Here is a 20,341-nt window from a genome sequence, read left to right as displayed (position 1 = left end):
CTTGCCAGTCATAAACTGTTCTAGAGCTTTCTTTTCTAATTCTTGCTGTTCTGTCTTTGTCATCTTATCTGAATAATGTATAAATTAAAAATTTAGTATTCAGACAAGGTTATATTTACACTCTCAACGAGGGATAACTGTAATACTAATGTCTAGAGTCTAGTTCTTGTTCCAAGTTCTTTTTTCTCTTAATGTATTGTTTTTTGGTAATTTTTTCCTGCAATTCCTTGCCTAGCCTTATGGTGTTCATTACAAGATAAATGGCAGATACAATTTTCAGTACATTTGTAGTAGTATCTTTTTTTAGTAGTATTACCTAATGTTTTATCCATTTTGAATTGATTCGTTACTATAAATTGTTTACTCTTTGCAAGCATCTCTTACTTTTTTAAACGATCTGATCATTTTTACAGTAGCACTAAAAGAAGTATTTTGAGAGATATAATATTCCAAAAATAGTTCTACTGATCACAATAGTATTAATACGATTTATAACTAAAAATTTCGCATATTCATCGTTTCTTTTTCCTTTCTACTTCGTTTAAAAAATAAACCGTAGCTATAGCTATGCTTGATTTTTTTGCCTTGCATAAAGAAAAAATAATTCAATGAATTTATACGAATTTTTTAATCACAAATGTCTTTACAATAGTTTTTTTTTAAAGGTTCACTTTTCTTAGTAAGTTTTTTAATGAATATTCTGTTGCATTCTCTTTTTTGAGGGATTTCTAGGGATGTTCTTTCTGTTTCTTTCCATAATTTTTAATGGTAATATAAGCTGGTTAATTCGTTTCGATTTGTGCCACTGATTTCGGAGTTATAGTGCCATTGAATTTTTGTAGATGAAACCAAATTAACCTAAGTTAATATTGCTTATCATATTTTATACGAATTTTTTAATCACAAATCGTATTAGAGTATTTCTATAAGAAAAGTATATGATGGAAGTTAGAAACACGCTTATATATGATTTTTCTAACTTCCAGTGTTTGTATAGTTATGTAAATCAGTATCTTGTAATTGTAAAGATTATAAGCTGTTATTTCCAGTTTTCAACATTATTAAAAAATTAGATTCCCAGAGCTATCGAAACCTCTATAACTATAATATTTTGTCGAAAATAAAGCAGATTTTTCTGTTTTGGTCAACAGCTCTTCAAAAGTATAGTTCGCAAGTTTAATGTCTTTAAAAATCTTTAACAAGATTAATTTTCCATCTTTTGTGAGAATCCATCTGAGACTTTTTCTTTTATCAGAAAATGTATAAAACGAGATCGCATCTTTAAGATCTATCTTGGCTAAGATTTCTATAGGCATATCTTCAGTTTCTCTACCTCGATGATTTACAAACGATTTATTGTTAGTAAAATTTATATGGATACTATTTATTGATCCATCTTCTGCCAGTTTCATTAGAAAATTGTGGTCTTTTATACGTTTAAGAATTCTTTTTTTGTGAGTTTCAAAATTTCGTAAAGGAGTCAAACTATCTTCCAAACTCATTCTGAGGTTATAGAAAATTTTTTCATTTTCATTTTTTTCATTTAAAGTAGCATTCCAACTATATCCGCTAAAGCTGTAAGAACTCACATGTGCAATAACAGATTTTGTAATATCATACTTGTCTATTAATTCTTTTTCACGAATCAATAAATCCTCTAATTGTTTATCAGGCCTTTCTATCCTTGATTTTAACTCATAAGGCATTTGTTTGATAAGTGTATCAAGATGACGTTGTATCCTTTGTTTTTCTATAGAATCTACTATAAAGTGTTTATAGTTTTGATAGGTATTATAAAAATGTAATTTATTAAAAGTATCCATTTCGGGATTACTTATGATATCTCCTACAATATCTTCAAACCTATTTTTATTCTCTTTAAAGGAATTGGCAAATGCTTGGCCTATTTTATTTGAATCAGAAAAGTAATGTCCTTTTCTTGGAGCCTGTATTTTTATGCCAGACCCTATTAATAGCATGGGTATATCTAGGTTGAGCAATTCTAATTGATTAATATATGTATCTCTACTATTGGTTGCTATATTACTACTGGCAATTCGATTGGCACGATCGTTTAATAAATTCATACTTGATTTTATAAATACATCCCAATTAGCAATAGATGCAGATATTCTAGCCATTTCTGCGAGTTGTGCTCTAGGAGAGTTGTCAAAGCTACAACTACCGATACGCGGATTTTTTCTCATAAAATTGATTGCTGTTTTCTTGGAAATCAATTGCCCTATAAAAAATTCTAAATCTGTATTAGATGTTTTGTTTTCCTTGGCAAAATCAATAGCAGCAAAAAGTTTTTGTTGGAAAATAGTATCATGTTTGAACAAACTATCAGAAAAGAATCTCTTTTTTTGCAGCCATTTTTTCTGTTGATCCAGATATGCATCATATTTATCTTTGTCGTATACTGGTTTGTTTGTAGCTCGTTGGTAATATTTTGATAGATCATCAAAAACTTTAGTGCTTGCAAAATTGGAAGTATTGTTATTATCGCTTTTAATGAATAAATTAAAATCGGGATCAATAATCTTATCTGTATAGGCTATATAGCTCTTATATTTTAGGGGGATTTTTTTAGTAATAAAATTGTTCCTTAACAAGAAACCGGAAACAGTAGTATTTCCTTTCTTTTTATTAGTTCTAATTTTATAGATGGTTTTAAGGTTGTCCTTTTGCCACTTTTTCTTAATAGGAAAAGAAATCTCGTGATCCTGCCCATTACCAATCTCATAAGTTCTGAACTTAATGATTTTTTTATCATCATAATCCTTATATATATTCCGGACTAATAAAAGATCAAAATCAGTAATTAAATTAGGGTATTCTGTAATTAATATTTGTAAATCGTTTACTTCCAAAAGACGTTCAATGAACTTGTTCGGATTTTCTGTTTGGATTTCGAAATAGTGAGCTGATGTTTGTGATAGTGAATTATACGACAGGTTTGAGGTCTTACGATTTTCGACATTTAAGCCTTCTATTTTTTGATTTAACAGGTCTATATGTTTCTCTAAGTGTAAGTGCTGAGCTCTTATAAAACTGCTACATAAAAAGAGAACCATTATAATTTTAGTTTTCATAATGACTATTTATTAATTTTAGCTAAAATGGTAGGGTCTATTATGTTATTATCTTCTGACAGCAACTTCATTTTAGAAATAATTTCTGTTGATTTAGGGGCATCATCTATAAAAGGAAGAAATATTCTACCTCTATGCTGGCTATATACTGGGATAGTGAATATTTTCTTTTTTCCTAACCGTTTTAATTGGATGATAAGCTGTTGCATGTATTAGAAATTTTCCCTCAATAAAACTAACTAATATTGATTAATATTTAGCAAGATTTTTTCATTAAATTTAGAAGCTTGCATGATTAGAAATCGTAACTATTCACCGGATTGTATTGTTATCCTTTGATTATTTGGAATTTAGTTTAAAATTTCAGATTTTAGTAATCCTAATGACAGACAAGGAATTTATCGCCCAACTTCTGGAACAAGTTATCATCTTGACTAGCCGTGTCAAAGAACTGGAATTACGATTGTCTAAATATGAGCATCCAAAAAATAGTGGTAACAGTAGTGTTGCCCCTTCTCATTCATTTGGCAACATTGCTGGAGAGTCAATTCACCCTTTGATGCTACAAAAACTTTACAGACATAGTGATTTAAAAACCACAATTAATTATCAAGCCAACTTTATACACAAAGAGGCTGATGACGCACTTGATAGTGTTATTAATTTTTAAACATCAAAGAACGCGCCCTCACCTCACGAAAAAAATATAAGCGTTCTTTAGCCTGCCTTGCAAGCGCGCAAAGGCGAACGGCTATATTTGCAATGGTCAGTGAGTGGAATAGAGAGTGTTTTGTAATATGATTCAATGACAAAGAATATGAGACAGAGAGGGTAAAATTAGGATGGTGGCTAAAATAAGTGTTTGTTTTAGGAAAACAAAAAAGCTGAACCTTTCGATTCAGCTTATCCTTTGCTGTGCGGGCGGGGAGACTCGAACTCCCACACCTCGCGGCACTAGATCCTAAGTCTAGCGTGTCTACCAATTCCACCACGCCCGCATTATTTTTTACAGAAACTTAGGACTATCTGTAAAATCGAGTGCAAATATAAACAATATGTATAAAACTCAAAGCACTTATATTGTTTTTTTGAAAAAAAAAAGATTTACTCAATACTCAAGATTTAAATTAAAGGAGGCTTGCCTCAAGGTAGTTTATATCCGCAACCATTTTTTCATTTTAGGAAAATTTGATTGCTCTCTATCCATATAGGTAAGCCCCATCCATTGTAGTAAGGGTAACCCCATAAAGGTTTGCTGACGATATTTTTCTAAAATCCATATATGTTCACCTTTGTATCCTTCTTTATGAAAAACAACTTCTGGTTGTATCCCAATATGCAAAGCTGCCGCATATGACCATAACATCACAGCTATTTCTTCTCCATTTTTTGATTTGTTATTTGTAGTTATATTGTTACTCAGACATCTTCTGTCTTCGGGTAATGATACAGCAATATGCCCTGCTTCATGTAGAATGTCACCAGGAGATACAAGCTTTTTGGTATCGATCAATAATGTACCGTGCTGGATCTTGATTCCGGGTAAAAATGTTTCTGTTGTCATTGGTGTTAATGTATAACAAATAGGTAGAGAGTCCAGAAAGATATATATCCGTTGTAAAAACTGATCCCTTTTGCATTTGTTATCCATTAGAGACTACTCTTTATCCTATAAATTTACTGTAATTAATCGTAATACTAAATAAAATCATCCGTTGTATTTTATAGGTATGTTATGCATTGGATCAAATTGGATATGGATCTTTTTTTAGTATCAAATTATTTCATTTTCATTACTTTTAGACCAAAATTAACTCAATCCCATGCAAGATACTCAATCCTACATTAATGAACATAAAGATCGTTTTATTAATGAACTTATAACACTATTAAAAATTCCATCTATCAGTGCTGATTCTGCTTACCAAAAAGATGTGATTAAAACAGCTGATGAGATAAAAAAAAGCCTCGAAAAAGCAGGGTGTGATCTGGTAGAAATATGTGAAACCCCAGGGTATCCTATTGTCTATGGAGAGAAGATTATAGACTCCAAACTTCCTACTGTTTTGGTTTATGGGCATTATGATGTGCAACCACCAGATCCCATTAACCTTTGGGATAGTCCACCTTTTGAACCAGTAATCAAAAAGACCGAATTGCATCCGGATGGAGCCATTTTTGCTCGTGGAGCCTGTGATGATAAGGGACAGATGTATATGCACGTAAAGGCATTAGAATTAATGACTAAAACGGATCAACTCCCGTGCAATATAAAGTTTATGATCGAAGGAGAAGAAGAAGTAGGAAGTAATAGTTTAAGCTGGTTTGTAGAAAGAAATCAGGAGAAATTAGTAAATGATATCATTTTGATTAGCGATACGGGTATGATTGCAAAAGATGTACCTTCTATAACTACTGGATTAAGAGGTTTAAGTTATGTAGAAGTAGAGGTGACAGGCCCCAATAGAGATCTGCATAGTGGATTATATGGAGGCGCTGTGGCTAATCCAATTAATATATTGACCAAAATGATTGCTTCGCTACATGATGAGGATAATCGAATTACAATACCGGGTTTTTATGATAAAGTGGAAGAATTATCCGCAGATGAACGAACAGTAATGGCAAAAGCACCTTTTTCTATAGAGGCTTATAAAAAAGCTTTGGATATCAATGATATCTACGGAGAAGAAGGATATACAACAAATGAACGTAATTCTATTAGACCTACACTAGATGTAAACGGAATCTGGGGAGGATATACCGGAGAAGGAGCTAAAACGGTGATTGCAAGTAAGGCATGTGCCAAAATTTCTATGCGCTTAGTACCCAATCAGGATTGGAAAGAAATTACAGAATTATTTAAAAACCATTTTGAGAATATAGCACCAGATGCTGTGATTGTAAAAGTAACGCCACATCACGGAGGACAAGGATATGTAACCCCGATAGATACTATAGAGTATAAGGCAGCAAGTAGGGCTTATAAAGACACTTTTGGAAAAACACCTATACCACAGCGAAGCGGAGGAAGTATTCCGATTGTTTCTTTATTCGAAAAAGAATTAAAAAGTAAAACAATCCTTATGGGATTTGGCTTAGATAGTGATGCAATTCATTCTCCAAATGAACATTTTGGTATTTGGAATTATCTAAAAGGAATTGAAACCATTCCACTCTTCTATAAGTATTTCACAGAGTATTCCGCAGAAAATGAATACTATTAAAATAAATAATAAGTGGGTATGGTCTAACATACCCACTTAGTTGGTTTTTATTTTTTGATTACTAGTCTTTTTGAGTAGGATGTTCCATTAGTATCAGTAATTATAATATAATAAAGCCCTTCTGGCAGTGATCTAACATCAATTTCTGTATCTATTTCCAGATTTTCTTTTTGTGATTGAAGTACTCCTATTGTATTATAAATTTTCAAAGAAATAGCACCGTCTTTGACAAATAAATGATTTGCAGTTATAGTAAAAGTCTTATCAGTAGGATTAGGATGCAAGGCAAAACGATTTTTATCTCCTATATCTATAGTAATTGACTCACTTTTTACTTGTATACTTTCTGTTTCTAAATTAGCTATGGTTTCTGTAATAGTATTACCACAATCTTCTATTTTTGCTACAAAACTGGAACCATTGTTTGCTTTAAAACCAGTTGTTAAAACTACCTTTTGACCACCAGTATAAGTAGCGATTCCTCCACTAGCAATTGTATTGCTTGCTGTTAAGGTATTTGCCGCTTTTTGGGTATCGGTTTGTCCAGAAGAAACATTTTGAATAATAGTAAGGTTATCTGGACAATCCTGAGCTAATAGTAATGCTTGATATGCATTGACTAACCCGTAGCCCAATTCATTATTCCAGGTTCCGTTAGGTCTTCCTCCCGTATTAGAATAGTTATATAGATCTGTTCTCACTTTTTGAGCTGATTGTTCAATAATTGTATTAACTTCTTGAACAGTTAAATTTGGGTTTGCACTCAATACTAATGCTGCTACTCCAGAAACAAAAGGACAGGCAGCAGAAGTACCGCCAAACCATCTGTCATAGTCAAAATTAGAATAATTATTAGGAGGACTGGTAGAAGAAGGGTTGTAATCTCCGCTCCCGGAAACATCTCCTGTTCGATCGGTCGTAGGCACACTAGTTCCTCCAGCAACAACATCGAGAGGAGTTCCAAAACTACTTCCAGGGAGACAGTTAGAACACCAGGGATCACAGGAATCTGGCACAATATCAATTCTTCCAGATCTCACACCGCAGCGATCTATGGCGCCAACGCATAAAATAAGAGGGTTAGAATTAGATGGATATTGTGCTCCATTTACATTGCTATTACCACTTGAAAAAACGACAATACTACCAAGTCCACCTCTACCATTGGTCAATGCATTTGTTACCGAGTTATTAAACAAATTACTAGGAGTTCCACCTCCCCAAGAGTTGCTGATTATATCTGCTCCATTTTGCCAGGACCAATTCATACCATCTGCAAGCATCTGAATAGTTGTGCCAAATCCAAAACCTACACTTATAGACATCAATTCAGAATCAGGGGCAACCCCAGCAACTCCTATATTATTTTCTGAAACAGCTCCAATAATTCCAGCACAAGCGGTACCATGAGCCCCTCTGACTTGTGATGGTGAAGTGCCAGTTTGAGCGTCATATCCTGTTCCAGATATATTACTCTGAAGATCAGGGTGATTAAGTTGAATGCCTTGGTCTATAACAGCAACTCTAATATTGCTGCCAGTAGCAATATTCCAAGCCTGCTCTATTTTTATATCTACTCCAGCATTTCCTCCACTTTGTCCAGTGTTTTTCAACGTCCACTGATCATTAAAATAGGGATCATTGGTATTAAGAAGGTTATGGTACATAAAAGCAGGTTCTGTACTTTCAAAAAGACCTGTTTCATAAAAAAGATTAGCATAATTTAAAGCATTTAAACTTCTAGGAGAAGGAATTGAGAGGGTAAACCAAAGCGGCATGAATTTATTTTTCCCTAATATTTGTAGGTTCATTTCCTTGGCTTTTAGTCTGAGTAAGTTTAGATCTTCTGCATGTTTTAGTTTTACATAAAAATTATTCGAAAGCCCAAACTCGCCTCCATTAATTTTATAGGTAGGAGATATCATTAATACATTTGATAACTTTTTGTAATTTTCGATTAAAGATCTATAATCTCTAATTGATGAAGGATTGGTATTCAATTCCATATAATAAATCTTTTCTGAATGATTATTATTGTTGGAATTTTCTTTTAATGGAATAACGCTAGTTTTGGTTTTGTCTTCAATAATTTCAGATTTTGAAGCGCGAATACTATTAAATGTGTTAATTGCATTTTCTCCTTTAAAAGAAATTGAGAGTTTTTGTTTATTTACCTCAAGGTACACTTTAGACCCTTCGTAATAATAAAAATTGTCTAATTGATCTTGTCCAAAAATGTTTAGAGGTAAAATTAAAAAGATGAGTGATAAGATAAATAAGCATATAATTTTTATCTTATTATTTTGATTTACGGTTTTATATGATTGTTTCATTTTATTTTTCTTTAAGTTGGCTTTCTAAAGTTCTAATTCTTTTATTCTGTTGTATTACGTATAATGTTAACTCCTCAATTTTTTGAAGAAGCTTAGCATCCATTTCGCCTAAATTGATTCCATTTTTAATTACTTCTTTTTCAGAAGGAATATCAGAAAGATGTCCATGTTCCCGAATATGATTTTCGACTTCTTCCAGACTAGGTAGATAGTAGTCTTTTTCAAAAACAAAATCAGACCAACTACCTGTTTGTACTACTACTTCTCTGGAACCTATAGACCCCTCTACAGCTAATCTGTGTGACCCTGTATCAGTAGTTCCAACTCCAATATTACCTCTAAAAAAAGCCTCGTGGTCAGATCCTCTTACTTCAAAACTTGAGTCCCCTCCATTAACACCAATAGCGAATCCTTGTGTAGTACCTGCAGCATAGGTTAAATATTGTACATGCCTGGTCAACATGGCTCTGGTAAACCCAGGATTCTCATTCATCCCTATTCTCCAGTTAGTATCCGTGGGATTCCATGTGAAAATTTGTTTTAATCCAGTACTGTTACGTAATAGAATATCTCCATTTATATCCAGTTTTTTTGATGGATTAGGGGTTCCTATTCCCACATTACCTCTAAAAAAGGTAGCGTGGTCAGAGCCTCTTACTTCGAGGCTAGAATCCCCTCCATTAACACCAATTGCAAAGCCCTGTCTAGTGCCTGCAGCATACGTTAAGTACTGTACATGTCTAGTCAACATAGACCTGGTAAACCCAGGATTATCATTCATTCCTATTCTCCAGTTAGTATCCGTGGGATTCCAGGTGAAAATTTGTTTTAACCCGGTGCTATTGCGTAAAAGAATGTCGCCGTTAATTTCTAAAGATTTTGAAGGACTTACTGTGCCTATTCCTACATTTCCACTAGAAGGGAAAGTGTTTTGTGCATTGATAATGAGTCCTGTACTAACAAGAATCAAAGTAAAAATTCGATTTTTCATTATTTTTTAGATTTAAGTAGCTTTTCAAGGTCATCCAATCTTTTCTCTACAGATTGTAATCTTCTTATTTCTTTCTCTTGTTGGATGGTATATAAGGTTAGCTCTTCAATTTTTTGGAGAAGTTTTGCATCCATTTCGCCCAGATCAATCCCATTTTTGATCACTTCTTCTTCAGAAGGAATCTCAGAAAGATGTCCATGTTCCTGAATATGATTTTCGACTTCTGCTAATGAGGGAAGTTGATACTCTTTTTCAAAAACAAAATCAGACCAGTTGCCTGTTTGTACTACTACCTGTCTAGAACCTATGGATCCTTCTACGGCTAGCTTGTGGGATCCAGTGTTTGTGGTGCCAATTCCAACATTTCCTGTAACTCCATCAATAGACATTCTTGTGATTCCACAACAAGTGCCTGTTCCTCCTATTTTGAAATCCATTCTGGCAGGATAATTCCCCGGTGAAAATTCTCCGGTAGTAGCAACTGCTATTCTACCTATTTGCACATTTGATGCTCCGTCATAACCCGAATAAATTATAGTGCCTAATAACCTGCCAGCCGGAGTAGAGGCAGGAGTTGTGAAGTCTCCTCCCGTATTCAGAAAGTAGAGATGAGGATGCCCTCCATTAAACAAGCCTTGTCGGGTAGTAATTCTTAAGGAAGGGTATTTGTTTTCTGATTGATTGATTTTTATTTGATCCTCAAACGTTTGCTGGCTATAGCAACTCACATGAATTATTACAGCTAATAATAAACTATTTAAAATTCTTTTCATTATTGATTTTAGTTTTAAAAGAGTTAATTAAAATTTGATTTTATGAACATATGCTATTCTTTAGTTTTTTACCAGTTTTTCAATATCATCGAGCCTTTTTTCTATAGATTGTAACCTTCTAATTTCTTTCTCTTGCTGGATGGTATATAAGGTTAACTCTTCAATTTTTTGAAGGAGTTTTGCATTCATTTCACCTAGATTAATTCCATTTTTGATTACTTCTTCTTCAGAAGGAAGATCAGAAAGGTGACCATGTTCCTGGATATGATGTTCGACTTCTTTTAATGTTGGGAGGTTATAATCATTTTTAAAAACAAAATCTGCCCATACATTTGTTTTTACTTCAACCTCTTTAGTCTTTATTGTTCCATCCACTGCCAGATTTCCTCCAGAAACTCCTAATGTATTGTTGTCTCTTAGAATTAATCTCATATCGTAATCCGTAGTGGCATCATTAGAAAAATCAAAGTAAGGAACTCCAGTTCCTCTAAGCTCTATAGATGCTCCTTGATCTGTATTTAGGAGTGCGCCTGTATTTCCCCAATTAATACTTTGACCTGTGCTAAGTTTGTTGCTCATTTTGACATTTCCTCCCTGGATTGAAAGCTCATTATCATTCATAAGGATTAATCTCATATCAAAATCTGTGGTGGCATCATTAGAAAAATCAAAGTAAGGAACTCCAGTTCCTCTAAGCTCTATAGATGCTCCTTGATCTGTATTTAGGAGTGCGCCTGTATTTCCCCAATTAATACTTTGACCGGTGCTAAGTTTATTGCTCATTTTGACATTTCCTCCCTGGATTGAAAGCTCATTATCATTCATAAGGATTAATCTCATATCAAAATCTATAGCGGCATCATTAGAAAAGTCAAAATATGGAATTCCGGTTCCCCGAAGCTCTATAGATGCTCCTTGATCTGTCTTCAATACAGCTCCGGTACTTCCCCAGTTTACTTGTTTTGTAACGGTAAGTTTTCCATTAACGGTTTGGTCTTGAGCATAAAATTGAAATGTTATCAGTATAATAACAGCAGTGTACAATATTTTTTTCATTTGAATAAAATTTGAAGGTTAATTGATTGATACTATTTAAAATAAGAAATGTGTTTTCTAAGGCTTTATGAATATTCAATACATGCTAATTTGGTATAGATAAAGAATACTTTAATAAGCATTATTCATTCATATATAAGATGAATTGATATAGTATTACTTCTTCTTTATATTTTTTAATTCTTCCTGAACAGATTTTAGAGTTCTCTGAAGTGTGATTAGTTGCTTTTCCTGCTGGATAGTGTATAGTGTAAGTTCCTCTATTTTTTGGAGAAGCTTAGCGTCCATTTGGCCTAAAAACACCCCATTTTCTTTTACTTCATTGGCACTAGGGATATCTTTTAAATGCCCTTTTTCTGTAATATGTTTTTCAACTTCCTGAAGAGTAGGTAATATATAATCATCGTAAAAAACAAAATCAGACCAATTAGTTTCAACATTTATTTCTTTTGCTCTAATTTTGCCATTGACTGCTAGTTTCCATACTCCAGGATTTGAAGTTCCTATTCCTAAAGAACCATCAAATGAAGAATGCTGTCCATTACCTCTAAGATTGGTTGTTCCTCCTAAGTGGAAATAGCCATATTCTCCATTTGCATTATCAGCGAGGTGTAAATAGATTTTTTGGCTATTGTTAGGTTCAGATATTAATAATGCCCTATCAGCGTTAGAATTCTCTGTTTGATTTATCTCCAAAGGAGCAGATGGGCTTGAAGTTCCTATTCCTACTTTCCCAGTAGTAGGAAAGGTGTTTTGTGCTTTAACTCCTATAAAAGTAGTTGCTAGCAACATTGTAAGTATTGTTTTTTTCATTCTTTATTAGATATTAATTTTAAAATATTTTCCAGTCTAGATAATCGATAAGATAGTTTCTTTAATTTCTCAATATCTTTTTGTTGTATCATAATAACTTCTTTTTGTGCTTTAATTTCTTTTTCTTGTTGAATAGTGTAAAGAGTAAGTTCTTCTATTTTTTGAAGAAGTTTTGCATCCATTTCACCTAAGTTGATACCATTTTTGGCTACCTCAGATTCTGTTGGTATTTCTGAAAGGTGCTTATGTTTATTTATATAGTTTTCAACTTCTTCAAGAGTTTATAGTTCATATGTTTTATCAAAAACAAAATCAGCCCATACTGGGGCAGTTGCTCTAATATTTCCATTTACATGCAACTTTTCTGTAGGATTCGTAGTCCCTACTCCAAACTTTCCGTCGGTAGTGGTAAAGAAACTATTTGTTGCACTCCCTCTTCCGAAAGCCATTAAATCATTAGACGCATCATACCAGACAAAACCTTTGGTTGTACTATTTTTGCTAAATCTTAACTCTGCATTTGATGAGGTTGTATTGATGATAAGCTGAGAATCTCCAGAATATGGTGCTTTTATTTCTAATTTGCCACGTGGAGTTGTAGTCCCTACTCCAAACTTCCCGTCGGTAGTGGTAAAGAAACTATTGGTTGCACTTCCTCTTCCAAAAGCCATTAAGTTATTAGATGCATTATACCAGATAAAACCTTTGATTGTGTCATTTTTACTAAACCGTAACTCTGCGTTTGATGAGGTGGTATTTACAGTGAATTGAGAAATACCATCATATGGTGCTTTTACTTCAAGCAAACCAGAAACTATTGTTTTGTTTCCAGTTGGTTCTACTGCTATTTCTGAAGTAAGAATTTGAGAATAAGATTGTACTGATAAAAAACAAATGGGAATAATAAATATTATTATTTTCATTTCTGTATTATTTTTTTGATTTTAGAAATGTATTAACTAATGATTTTAATTCATTAATTTCTTCCTGTTGCTGGATAGTATACAGGGTGAGTTCTTCTATTTTTTGTAATAGTTTTGAATTGATTTCCCCTAGTTTAATTCCATTTTCTGTTACTTCTTTTTCAGATGGAATATTTGGCAAATGCCCTTTAGTTTTGATATGCTCTGCAACTTCTGTTAATGTAGGGAGGTGGTACTCAGATTTAAAAACAAAATCAGGCCAGGGTGAAGCTTCTACTACAATTTCTTTTGCTCTAACATTTCCATTTACGGCTAGTTTATAGCCTCTGGTGTTTGTAGTGCCGATACCAACATCTCCTCCTTGTCGGGCAAAAAACACATTTGTGGGAGTGTCATATCCTCCCAGATATAATACTCCTGTTGAGTTATCGGTACGTATGGGTTCAATTACGGCTCCACCTGTACCATGCCATATACTCAGGTATTTGTCGGTTCTGTTTTCGCGATAGATTCTAAATGCCTTTCTTTCTAAGGCATTTACGTGTAGTTTGGCCTCTACATCAGTTGTTCCTATAGCAACGTTTCCTCCTTTTCTAGCAAAGAATGTATTAGTAGGAGTGTCATATCCTCCCAGATATAATACTCCTGTTGAGTTATCGGTACGTATGGGTTCAATTACGGCTCCACCTGTACCATGCCATATACTCAGGTATTTGTCGGTTCTGTTTTCGCGATAGATTCTAAATGCCTTTCTTTCTAAAGCATTTACATGTAATCTGGCTTCTGGAGCTGTAGTTGTAATTCCCACATTTCCATTTAAACTGTAAATAGTGTTTTGATTGTCATAGTTGTGTTGCGCCCACAATCCAATAGTGCCCAAAAAGGTCACTATTAATACAAGAGTTTTTTTCATTGTGTGATATTTACTGGTTATATTTTATGCTATTAAAGTTACAAATTCCCCGTTCTATATTTTTTTTTGAGTGTAAAAAAAATGTTAAATTATTGAAAATAAGTTTTTTGTGGTATTTGATTAGATCTTTTGTACTCGATTTTTAGGGCCTATAAATCAAAAGTAATTGCATATATTATTTTTTTACTCTACATTTGTAGAGTAAATTCTAATAATGTAGAGTAATGCAGTTGTCCAAAGCAGAAGAACAATTAATGAAATATCTCTGGAAATTAGAGAAAGCCTTCATGAAAGATTTATTGGATGCTTTTCCAGAACCCAAACCAGCAACTACTACCGTAGCTACCTTACTTAAGAGAATGACGGATAAAGGTTTTGTAACGTATACATTGTATGGAAAGTCCAGGGAATATTATCCATTAGTAAAAAAAACAGACTATTTTTCTAAGCACGTTAATGGATTAATCAAAAACTTTTTTAACGACTCTGCGTCGCAGTTTGCATCATTCTTTACTTCTGAAACAGATCTTTCTACTTCAGAATTAGAAGAACTTAAAAAAATAGTAGATAAGCAAATCCAAAAACAGAAAAAATGATACTCTATTTATTAAAATTTTCTCTATGCTTGTTCCTTTTATGGAGCTTTTATAAGTTGGTTTTAGAAAAAGAAAGAATACACTGTATAAAGAGGTTTTATCTCCTTTTTAGCTTACTGTTTGCATTAACAGTACCATTACTTACATTTACATATGAGACTGAGATTGCAGTAGAATCAGAAATGATTCCGGAGACTATGAAGCCAATAATAATGCAATCAGGGGATATACCAGTAGCAGAAGAATCTACTAATTACGTGCCTATTATTTTATGGAGCTTATATCTGGTCGGGGTATTCGTTTTTGGCTTTAGGTTTATTCGTAATTTGATCGATATATCTAAAAAAATCAGGAGAAATGAGAAATTAAAAGAACACTCACATATTAATGTGTTAGTAAGTAATTCTATTGTACCACATACATTTCTAACCTATATTTTTGTTCCTAAAAAAGAATTTCAACAAAGAAATATTCCTGAAGAAGTTTTGCTTCATGAAAAAACACATGTAGTACAAAAACATACATTAGATATACTGTTTGTAGAGGTGTTGCAGATTGCTTTTTGGTTTAATCCCTTGTTTATTTTAATTAAAAAATCAATGAAATTAAACCATGAGTTTCTTGCAGACCAAAGTGTGTTGAAACAACAATTTTCGATACAAAATTATTTTAATCTACTCCTTAATTACCCCAACAGCCCTAATCAAGCTGTATTATCGAGTTCTATAAATTATTCATTAACCAAAAAACGATTACAGATGATGACAAAAGAATTTTCAAAAAAAAGAGTAGCCTTAAAATTAATGGCTTTAATACCTCTTTTAGTAGTATGCACTTTATTTTTTAATAATGAGATTGTAGCAAAAGAAATAGAAAAAGAACCAAGATTCATTAGAGGAATGCCAGTAATGGATTCTTCTGTTAATGAACCATTATTAACCATTTCAAAAAATAGATCAGCAGATGAAAATATTATTGCTGTTAAAAGATTTCAGGATGGGGTTACTGATGAAATGGTAGCAGAATATAATATATGGGCAAAAAATCTAAATGGTAGTATAAAAAATAACGAAAGAATTACTATTAGAAAAAAAGAATTAGATAGAATGAAATATATCTATAAAAATTTATCTTCTAGTCAGTTGGAAACAGCCGAGAAATTTCCTCAAATAAATATACCGCCACCGCCAGAAGTTCCTGAGGTCATGAATGATGAAGAAAGTGATATACCTTCTCCTCCGACTCCAGAGGAGCCAGAGTCAATTATTGATTATGAAGAGAGGATACAGGAAGAAAATGAACGAGCTATACAAAAGCAAGAAGCAGCAGAGATTGCAATGATGGAAGCGGTCGAAAATATACATCACCTAGAAGAACAAGCACAGATTATGGCGGAAAAAGCACTTGACGAAGCAGAGGAACAGAGAGTCGTTGCAATGGAAGTAGCAACACTAGCCAGAATGAGAGCAGAAGAACAAAGAGCGATAGCAATGGAGGAATCGGCATTGGCCAGAGAGCAATCTATAGAACTCGCAGCGCTTGCAAGAATACGAGCAGAAGAACGTGCATATGCTGTTTCTGCAAAGGCCTTGGAGCAGTCAAAATATGCAGAAAAAAAAGCTAGAAAAGCGGCTAGAAGAAATGCAGAAATCAAAAGAAAATATCACAGGGAAGCAAAAAAGTCGGCTGAAATAGCTCGAGAAGCTGCTATGGCAGCGTCAAAAGATGCGCACAGTGCTATGATGAATGCAAAAAAAGAAGCGATGAAAGCCCGAAAAGAAGCTCACAAAGCTGCTGTGGCTGCAAGAAAAGAAGCTATGAGATCCAGACCAAAACCAGCTTCACCTATTGAGTTTGTAAAAAAAATGGAAGAAAGAGGTAATGCAGAGTTTTATTATAAAGGAAAACGTATTTCTTATAAAGAAGCAAAAAGATTGATGAATACTTCTAATAACTTGTCAATTAATGCAAAAACCAAGAATGGGAAAACGATCATAAAAATTAAGAATTAAAAATGATTTGTCATTTTATAAATTACGATTATTAAATGTAAAATTAGCCAAAACCTCACAATTGTGAGGTTTTTTGTGCAACATTTGGTTGTTAATCAGCGTTCTATGTATATTCAATCAAAAACCCTTAGATAATGTTAAAAAGATTTTTTATTCTCTGCTCTGGAGCAGATGCAGATGTGTTGGCACAGAGTTCCAACGGAGAACAAAATAAATATGCAGGTATAGGTGCTACTGTTTTTTTTACTGCATTCATGGCTTTTCTGGCTGCTAGTTATGCGTTATATACCGTATTCGATAATTATATTACCGCAATTTTTTTTGGGATCGTATGGGGATTGTTAATCTTCAATTTAGATCGTTTTATAGTTTCAACAATAAAGAAAAAGGATAATTTTCTGGATGAATTATTGCAAGCTACACCTAGGATCATTCTGGCAGTGATTATTGCAGTCGTTATTTCTAAACCTCTGGAACTAAAAATTTTTGAAAAAGAAATTGATCAGGTTTTATTAGAGCAAAAGAATGATTTAACACTTGCAAATCAAGAACAGATAGCAACGCAATATACTCCGGTAATTACAGCAATAGACGATGAAGTAGCTACATTAAAAGGAGAAATAAGTGCTAAAGAAACTGAAGTAAATACATTGTATGAGACATATGTAGCTGAAGCAGAAGGTCGTAAAGGCACTGAGTTAGTTGGAAAAGGACCTGTATATAAGGAAAAAAGAGAAAAACACGATGCTATGCTGGCAGAATTGGTTGATTTAAAAAAAGTAAATACCGAAAAAATAACAGGATTAGAAATGAAGAAGACAGAATTAGCGGCAGCGTATGCTGAACAGGTAGATACCTCTCAGCCAATAATTGACAATTTTGGTGGATTGATGGCACGTGTCAATGCGCTGAATACATTACCCTGGCTTCCTTCATTTTTTATCTTTTTACTATTTTTAGCAATAGAGACATCTCCTATTTTTGCAAAACTATTATCTCCAAAAGGAGAATATGATTTTAAGGTTGAAGATGCTGAGGGAGAAATAAAAACTTGGGTAGCGCAGAAAGCTGACCAGCGCAAAATTTTGTTAGAAACAGATCATACAATTAATGATAGGGTATACAATGATATTGCAGAAGAAGATGAATTATATCAATATAAAAAGAAGATTGCCAGAGAACTAATGCAAAAGCAGCAAAATGCTTTTTATAAAAGGCAAACGGATATCTTGTAATTAGACTTCTTCTTAAAATAGAGACTGATTAGTTATAAATCGTATAACTCTACAACTTAATAGAAGTTGTATTTTACTCGATAATCGAGATTTAAATGCTCCGAGGCTTGCCTCGAAGTCAAAATGTTTTTTTTCAATAAATGCCTCGTATCCTTGTCTCGAGATAATTTGCTATAAATCAGTTTTATATGTGGTAAGAAGAAATAAAAAACCTCATCTAAAAGTTGCACTTAACATTTTAGCTGAGGTTTTTGTAAAAGTTTATCTAAGACTATATGTTTCTTAGCTTTTCATTTTATTGCTTTAATATTTTTAGATTTTTATTATTGTCAATCCCTGATAAACGAACAAAATATATTCCTTTTGGTATAGTACGCAAATCCATTTCTAGTACATCATCATTTTCATCAACTTTTCTCAAATATACTCTTTGTCCTTTTACATCAATAATATCCATTTGATAATAACGATGTCCATTTTGTAGATCTATTATCAATAGATTAGTAAAAGGATTAGGATACGCTATTACATTTTGATCTTGAATATCATTTGCTCTATTACTTTCATATGTTATAACTAATTGCGGTTTTTTTACAGAACTATGTTCTTTTGAAGCAAAGGCAAAATCATTACCAGATGCTGCGCTCATTACCAATGCTAACTTCCCTGAGTTTATAGCACTGGTATTTAAAGAAATGGTTTTCCTGTCTCCAATATTCATTGTTCCATTTATAGTTCCTAATAAATTCTGCGAGGAAGGTTTATTACTATTAGAAATGTTTTGTTCTGTCCAATTAGTAGTACTTCCTTTATATACATCTACTTTACCATTTCCAGCATCAGAAGCAATTGTAAAACTAAGTTCAGCTTTCTTTATGTTCCCTTTTATTGATGAAAGATCAAACATTAGATATCCATTGCGGTTGTTTCTCTCTATACGTATTAAGGTATTATTATATCGAGAAGAGCCCTGTATATAAGCATCCTGTATTGGGGTAAGTGTAGTTTGGGTACTGCTATTGCCTCCATCGCCAGAAGTACTTTTTTTAGAAACCACTACTCTATCGAGATTCATTAAATATCCACCAGAACCTTTGAATATCAATCGTAGTTTTTTATTCCCTGATGATAAACGAATTGTAGTACTGTATTTTTTATAGGAATGCCACTGACCATTTACTGGTATACTAATTGAGCCTCTTTTGTTCCCATTTTCTAATACATCAATAGTACCTCCAGAGCCTGCACTAGAAGCCATAAAGTCAAATATATAATCTCCTCCTTCAGTAACATCTACATCATATTCTACGTAATCATTATTACGAATAAATCCAAGGTTTTTTCCTGAACTACCAGGGGTGTTTTCGGTTTTAACACTACCTGATTTATTAACATAAGATTCTGCCTGGAAATTGCCTGGTAATTTGATATCTGTAGTAGAACCATCGCCACCGCTACCGCCGCCATTTCCATCACAATTATCTTGTATATCTGCCGGTTGACTAGATCCAGGGATGTTAACTTTACAAAAAGTATTAGAATATCTTATTTCATCGTAGTATAATCGTGTAGTTAGTTTTGATTTACCTCTATAAAGACCGATTTTATTATTAAGGAGTTTTGAGTCTGGTTCAGAATACCCTACTTTCATGTCTTTTTGTCCAAATCTTTTCCAATCTTTCTGAGAAGCTTCTTTGACCCAGCAATATGCCCAACCTTTTCCTTGATGAGGCTCAAACTTATACCCAACAACGAAGTCATACCATATTCCTTTCTTAAGAGGGAACATCTCAAACTTTACTCCTTTTGGAGAAGGGTTTCTTACCGTGTTTCCATTTTTTCCACTTCTTACAGTAAGGTTTGGGCGGCTACCATTCACATAGATTCCCAAAAAAGGAAAATTACCTTTTTGTCCTGGTGCTGCAACTTGCTGAACCTGATGAAACAATAACCAATCATCGGGATTTGTCCATTCATTTGGCAAGTAGACACTGAATCCTGTATATCTTGTGTCTCCAACATTTATATCCTCTGGAGTTTTCCAATGTACGATATGATGTTCTGAACGTTGTACCCTTTCTCCGGTGGTGGTTCCATTGAGCTGATATGCAATGGCCTTCTGTCCTTTTCTGTTTGTATTGGTAAACCAAGGCTTACTTATATTGTCTCCCTGTTCTTTCATTTGATAAAGAACATTGTTATCCCTCATATCACCATCATTAAGTATTTGAGCATTTTCCGCATCAATATACTTTACCTGTGAATAAAAAGGATTAATTATCAAAATGATAAAAGTAGCTAGTAAAAGAAATGTATTTTTCATGAGTAAAAAAAGTTGATTTGGTTAGTATACTTGTATCAGCATACCAATTTG

At 33.3% G+C, this 20,341-nt stretch carries 16 protein-coding genes, 1 tRNA gene and 1 pseudogene; 5 read left to right on the top strand and 13 right to left on the bottom strand.

Annotated features, from left to right (window positions below):
- Positions 1-1,061: 1,061 nt before the first annotated feature.
- Together F0000_RS18330 and F0000_RS18325 are read right to left on the bottom strand one after the other, a co-directional pair.
- Positions 1,062-3,095 carry a hypothetical protein gene (locus F0000_RS18330; RefSeq protein ID WP_149626181.1) on the bottom strand — a complete coding sequence of 678 codons (2,034 nt, stop codon included), beginning with the start codon at positions 3,093-3,095 and terminating at the stop codon, positions 1,062-1,064.
- 5 nt (positions 3,096-3,100) lie between these two features.
- Positions 3,101-3,304 carry a hypothetical protein gene (locus F0000_RS18325; protein WP_149626180.1) on the bottom strand — a complete coding sequence of 68 codons (204 nt, stop codon included), beginning with the start codon at positions 3,302-3,304 and terminating at the stop codon, positions 3,101-3,103.
- 308 nt (positions 3,305-3,612) lie between these two features.
- Here F0000_RS18325 and F0000_RS18320 point away from each other — a divergent pair.
- Positions 3,613-3,765: pseudogene (locus F0000_RS18320) on the top strand (recombinase); the annotation flags it as partial.
- A 246-nt stretch (positions 3,766-4,011) separates the two neighbouring features.
- On the opposite strand, the gene F0000_RS18315 reads toward F0000_RS18320, so the two are convergent.
- Positions 4,012-4,093, bottom strand: a tRNA-Leu gene (locus tag F0000_RS18315).
- 155 nt (positions 4,094-4,248) lie between these two features.
- The gene (locus F0000_RS18310) at positions 4,249-4,746 is read right to left on the bottom strand and encodes a hypothetical protein (protein ID WP_149626179.1); all 498 of its coding nucleotides are present in this window, start codon (positions 4,744-4,746) and stop codon (positions 4,249-4,251) included.
- A gap of 172 nt (positions 4,747-4,918) precedes the next feature.
- Here F0000_RS18310 and F0000_RS18305 point away from each other — a divergent pair, with 172 nt between their 5' ends.
- Complete coding sequence (locus tag F0000_RS18305) at positions 4,919-6,322, top strand: dipeptidase (RefSeq protein ID WP_149626178.1); 1,404 nt, start codon at positions 4,919-4,921, stop codon at positions 6,320-6,322.
- A gap of 47 nt (positions 6,323-6,369) precedes the next feature.
- Here the strand turns inward: F0000_RS18305 and F0000_RS18300 are convergent, their stop codons facing one another.
- From F0000_RS18300 to F0000_RS18265, 8 genes are all read right to left on the bottom strand, one after another.
- Complete coding sequence (locus F0000_RS18300) at positions 6,370-8,655, bottom strand: S8 family serine peptidase (RefSeq protein WP_149626177.1); 2,286 nt, start codon at positions 8,653-8,655, stop codon at positions 6,370-6,372.
- Position 8,656: 1 nt separating this feature from the next.
- The gene (locus tag F0000_RS18295; RefSeq protein WP_149626176.1) at positions 8,657-9,646 is read right to left on the bottom strand and encodes a hypothetical protein; all 990 of its coding nucleotides are present in this window, start codon (positions 9,644-9,646) and stop codon (positions 8,657-8,659) included.
- Positions 9,646-10,419, bottom strand: a complete 774-nt coding sequence (locus F0000_RS18290; RefSeq protein ID WP_149626175.1) for a hypothetical protein — start codon at positions 10,417-10,419, stop codon at positions 9,646-9,648. The genes F0000_RS18295 and F0000_RS18290 overlap by 1 nt, the downstream gene beginning before the upstream one ends.
- Positions 10,420-10,479: 60 nt before the next feature.
- Positions 10,480-11,475: a hypothetical protein gene (locus F0000_RS18285; RefSeq protein WP_149626174.1), complete on the bottom strand. Its 996-nt coding sequence runs from the start codon at positions 11,473-11,475 to the stop codon at positions 10,480-10,482.
- A 156-nt stretch (positions 11,476-11,631) separates the two neighbouring features.
- The gene (locus F0000_RS18280; RefSeq protein ID WP_149626173.1) at positions 11,632-12,288 is read right to left on the bottom strand and encodes a hypothetical protein; all 657 of its coding nucleotides are present in this window, start codon (positions 12,286-12,288) and stop codon (positions 11,632-11,634) included.
- The gene (locus F0000_RS18275) at positions 12,285-12,470 is read right to left on the bottom strand and encodes a hypothetical protein (protein ID WP_149626172.1); all 186 of its coding nucleotides are present in this window, start codon (positions 12,468-12,470) and stop codon (positions 12,285-12,287) included. Before F0000_RS18275 ends, F0000_RS18280 begins: the two co-directional genes overlap by 4 nt.
- 99 nt (positions 12,471-12,569) lie before the next feature.
- Positions 12,570-13,211, bottom strand: a complete 642-nt coding sequence (locus F0000_RS18270) for a hypothetical protein (protein WP_149626171.1) — start codon at positions 13,209-13,211, stop codon at positions 12,570-12,572.
- Positions 13,212-13,218: 7 nt separating this feature from the next.
- Positions 13,219-14,124, bottom strand: a complete 906-nt coding sequence (locus F0000_RS18265; RefSeq protein WP_149626170.1) for a hypothetical protein — start codon at positions 14,122-14,124, stop codon at positions 13,219-13,221.
- A 224-nt stretch (positions 14,125-14,348) separates the two neighbouring features.
- Here F0000_RS18265 and F0000_RS18260 point away from each other — a divergent pair, with 224 nt between their 5' ends.
- From F0000_RS18260 to F0000_RS18250, 3 genes are all read left to right on the top strand, one after another.
- Positions 14,349-14,720, top strand: coding sequence for a BlaI/MecI/CopY family transcriptional regulator (locus tag F0000_RS18260; RefSeq protein WP_149626169.1), 372 nt, complete (start codon positions 14,349-14,351; stop codon positions 14,718-14,720).
- Entirely contained in the window at positions 14,717-16,732 is a 2,016-nt protein-coding gene (locus F0000_RS18255; RefSeq protein WP_149626168.1) for a M56 family metallopeptidase, read from the top strand. The genes F0000_RS18260 and F0000_RS18255 overlap by 4 nt, the downstream gene beginning before the upstream one ends.
- Before the next feature lie 134 nt (positions 16,733-16,866).
- Positions 16,867-17,967: a DUF4407 domain-containing protein gene (locus tag F0000_RS18250; protein ID WP_149626167.1), complete on the top strand. Its 1,101-nt coding sequence runs from the start codon at positions 16,867-16,869 to the stop codon at positions 17,965-17,967.
- Between the two features lie 295 nt (positions 17,968-18,262).
- Here the strand turns inward: F0000_RS18250 and F0000_RS18245 are convergent, their stop codons facing one another.
- The gene (locus F0000_RS18245) at positions 18,263-20,290 is read right to left on the bottom strand and encodes a carbohydrate-binding protein (RefSeq protein ID WP_149626166.1); all 2,028 of its coding nucleotides are present in this window, start codon (positions 20,288-20,290) and stop codon (positions 18,263-18,265) included.
- Between the last annotated feature and the right edge of the window lie 51 nt (positions 20,291-20,341).

The organism is Aquimarina sp. RZ0, assembly GCF_008370685.1.
Taxonomy (GTDB): Bacteria; Bacteroidota; Bacteroidia; order Flavobacteriales; family Flavobacteriaceae; genus Aquimarina.
Note: the sequence above shows the minus strand (reverse complement) of the source record. Positions and strands in the feature narration are given on the sequence as shown.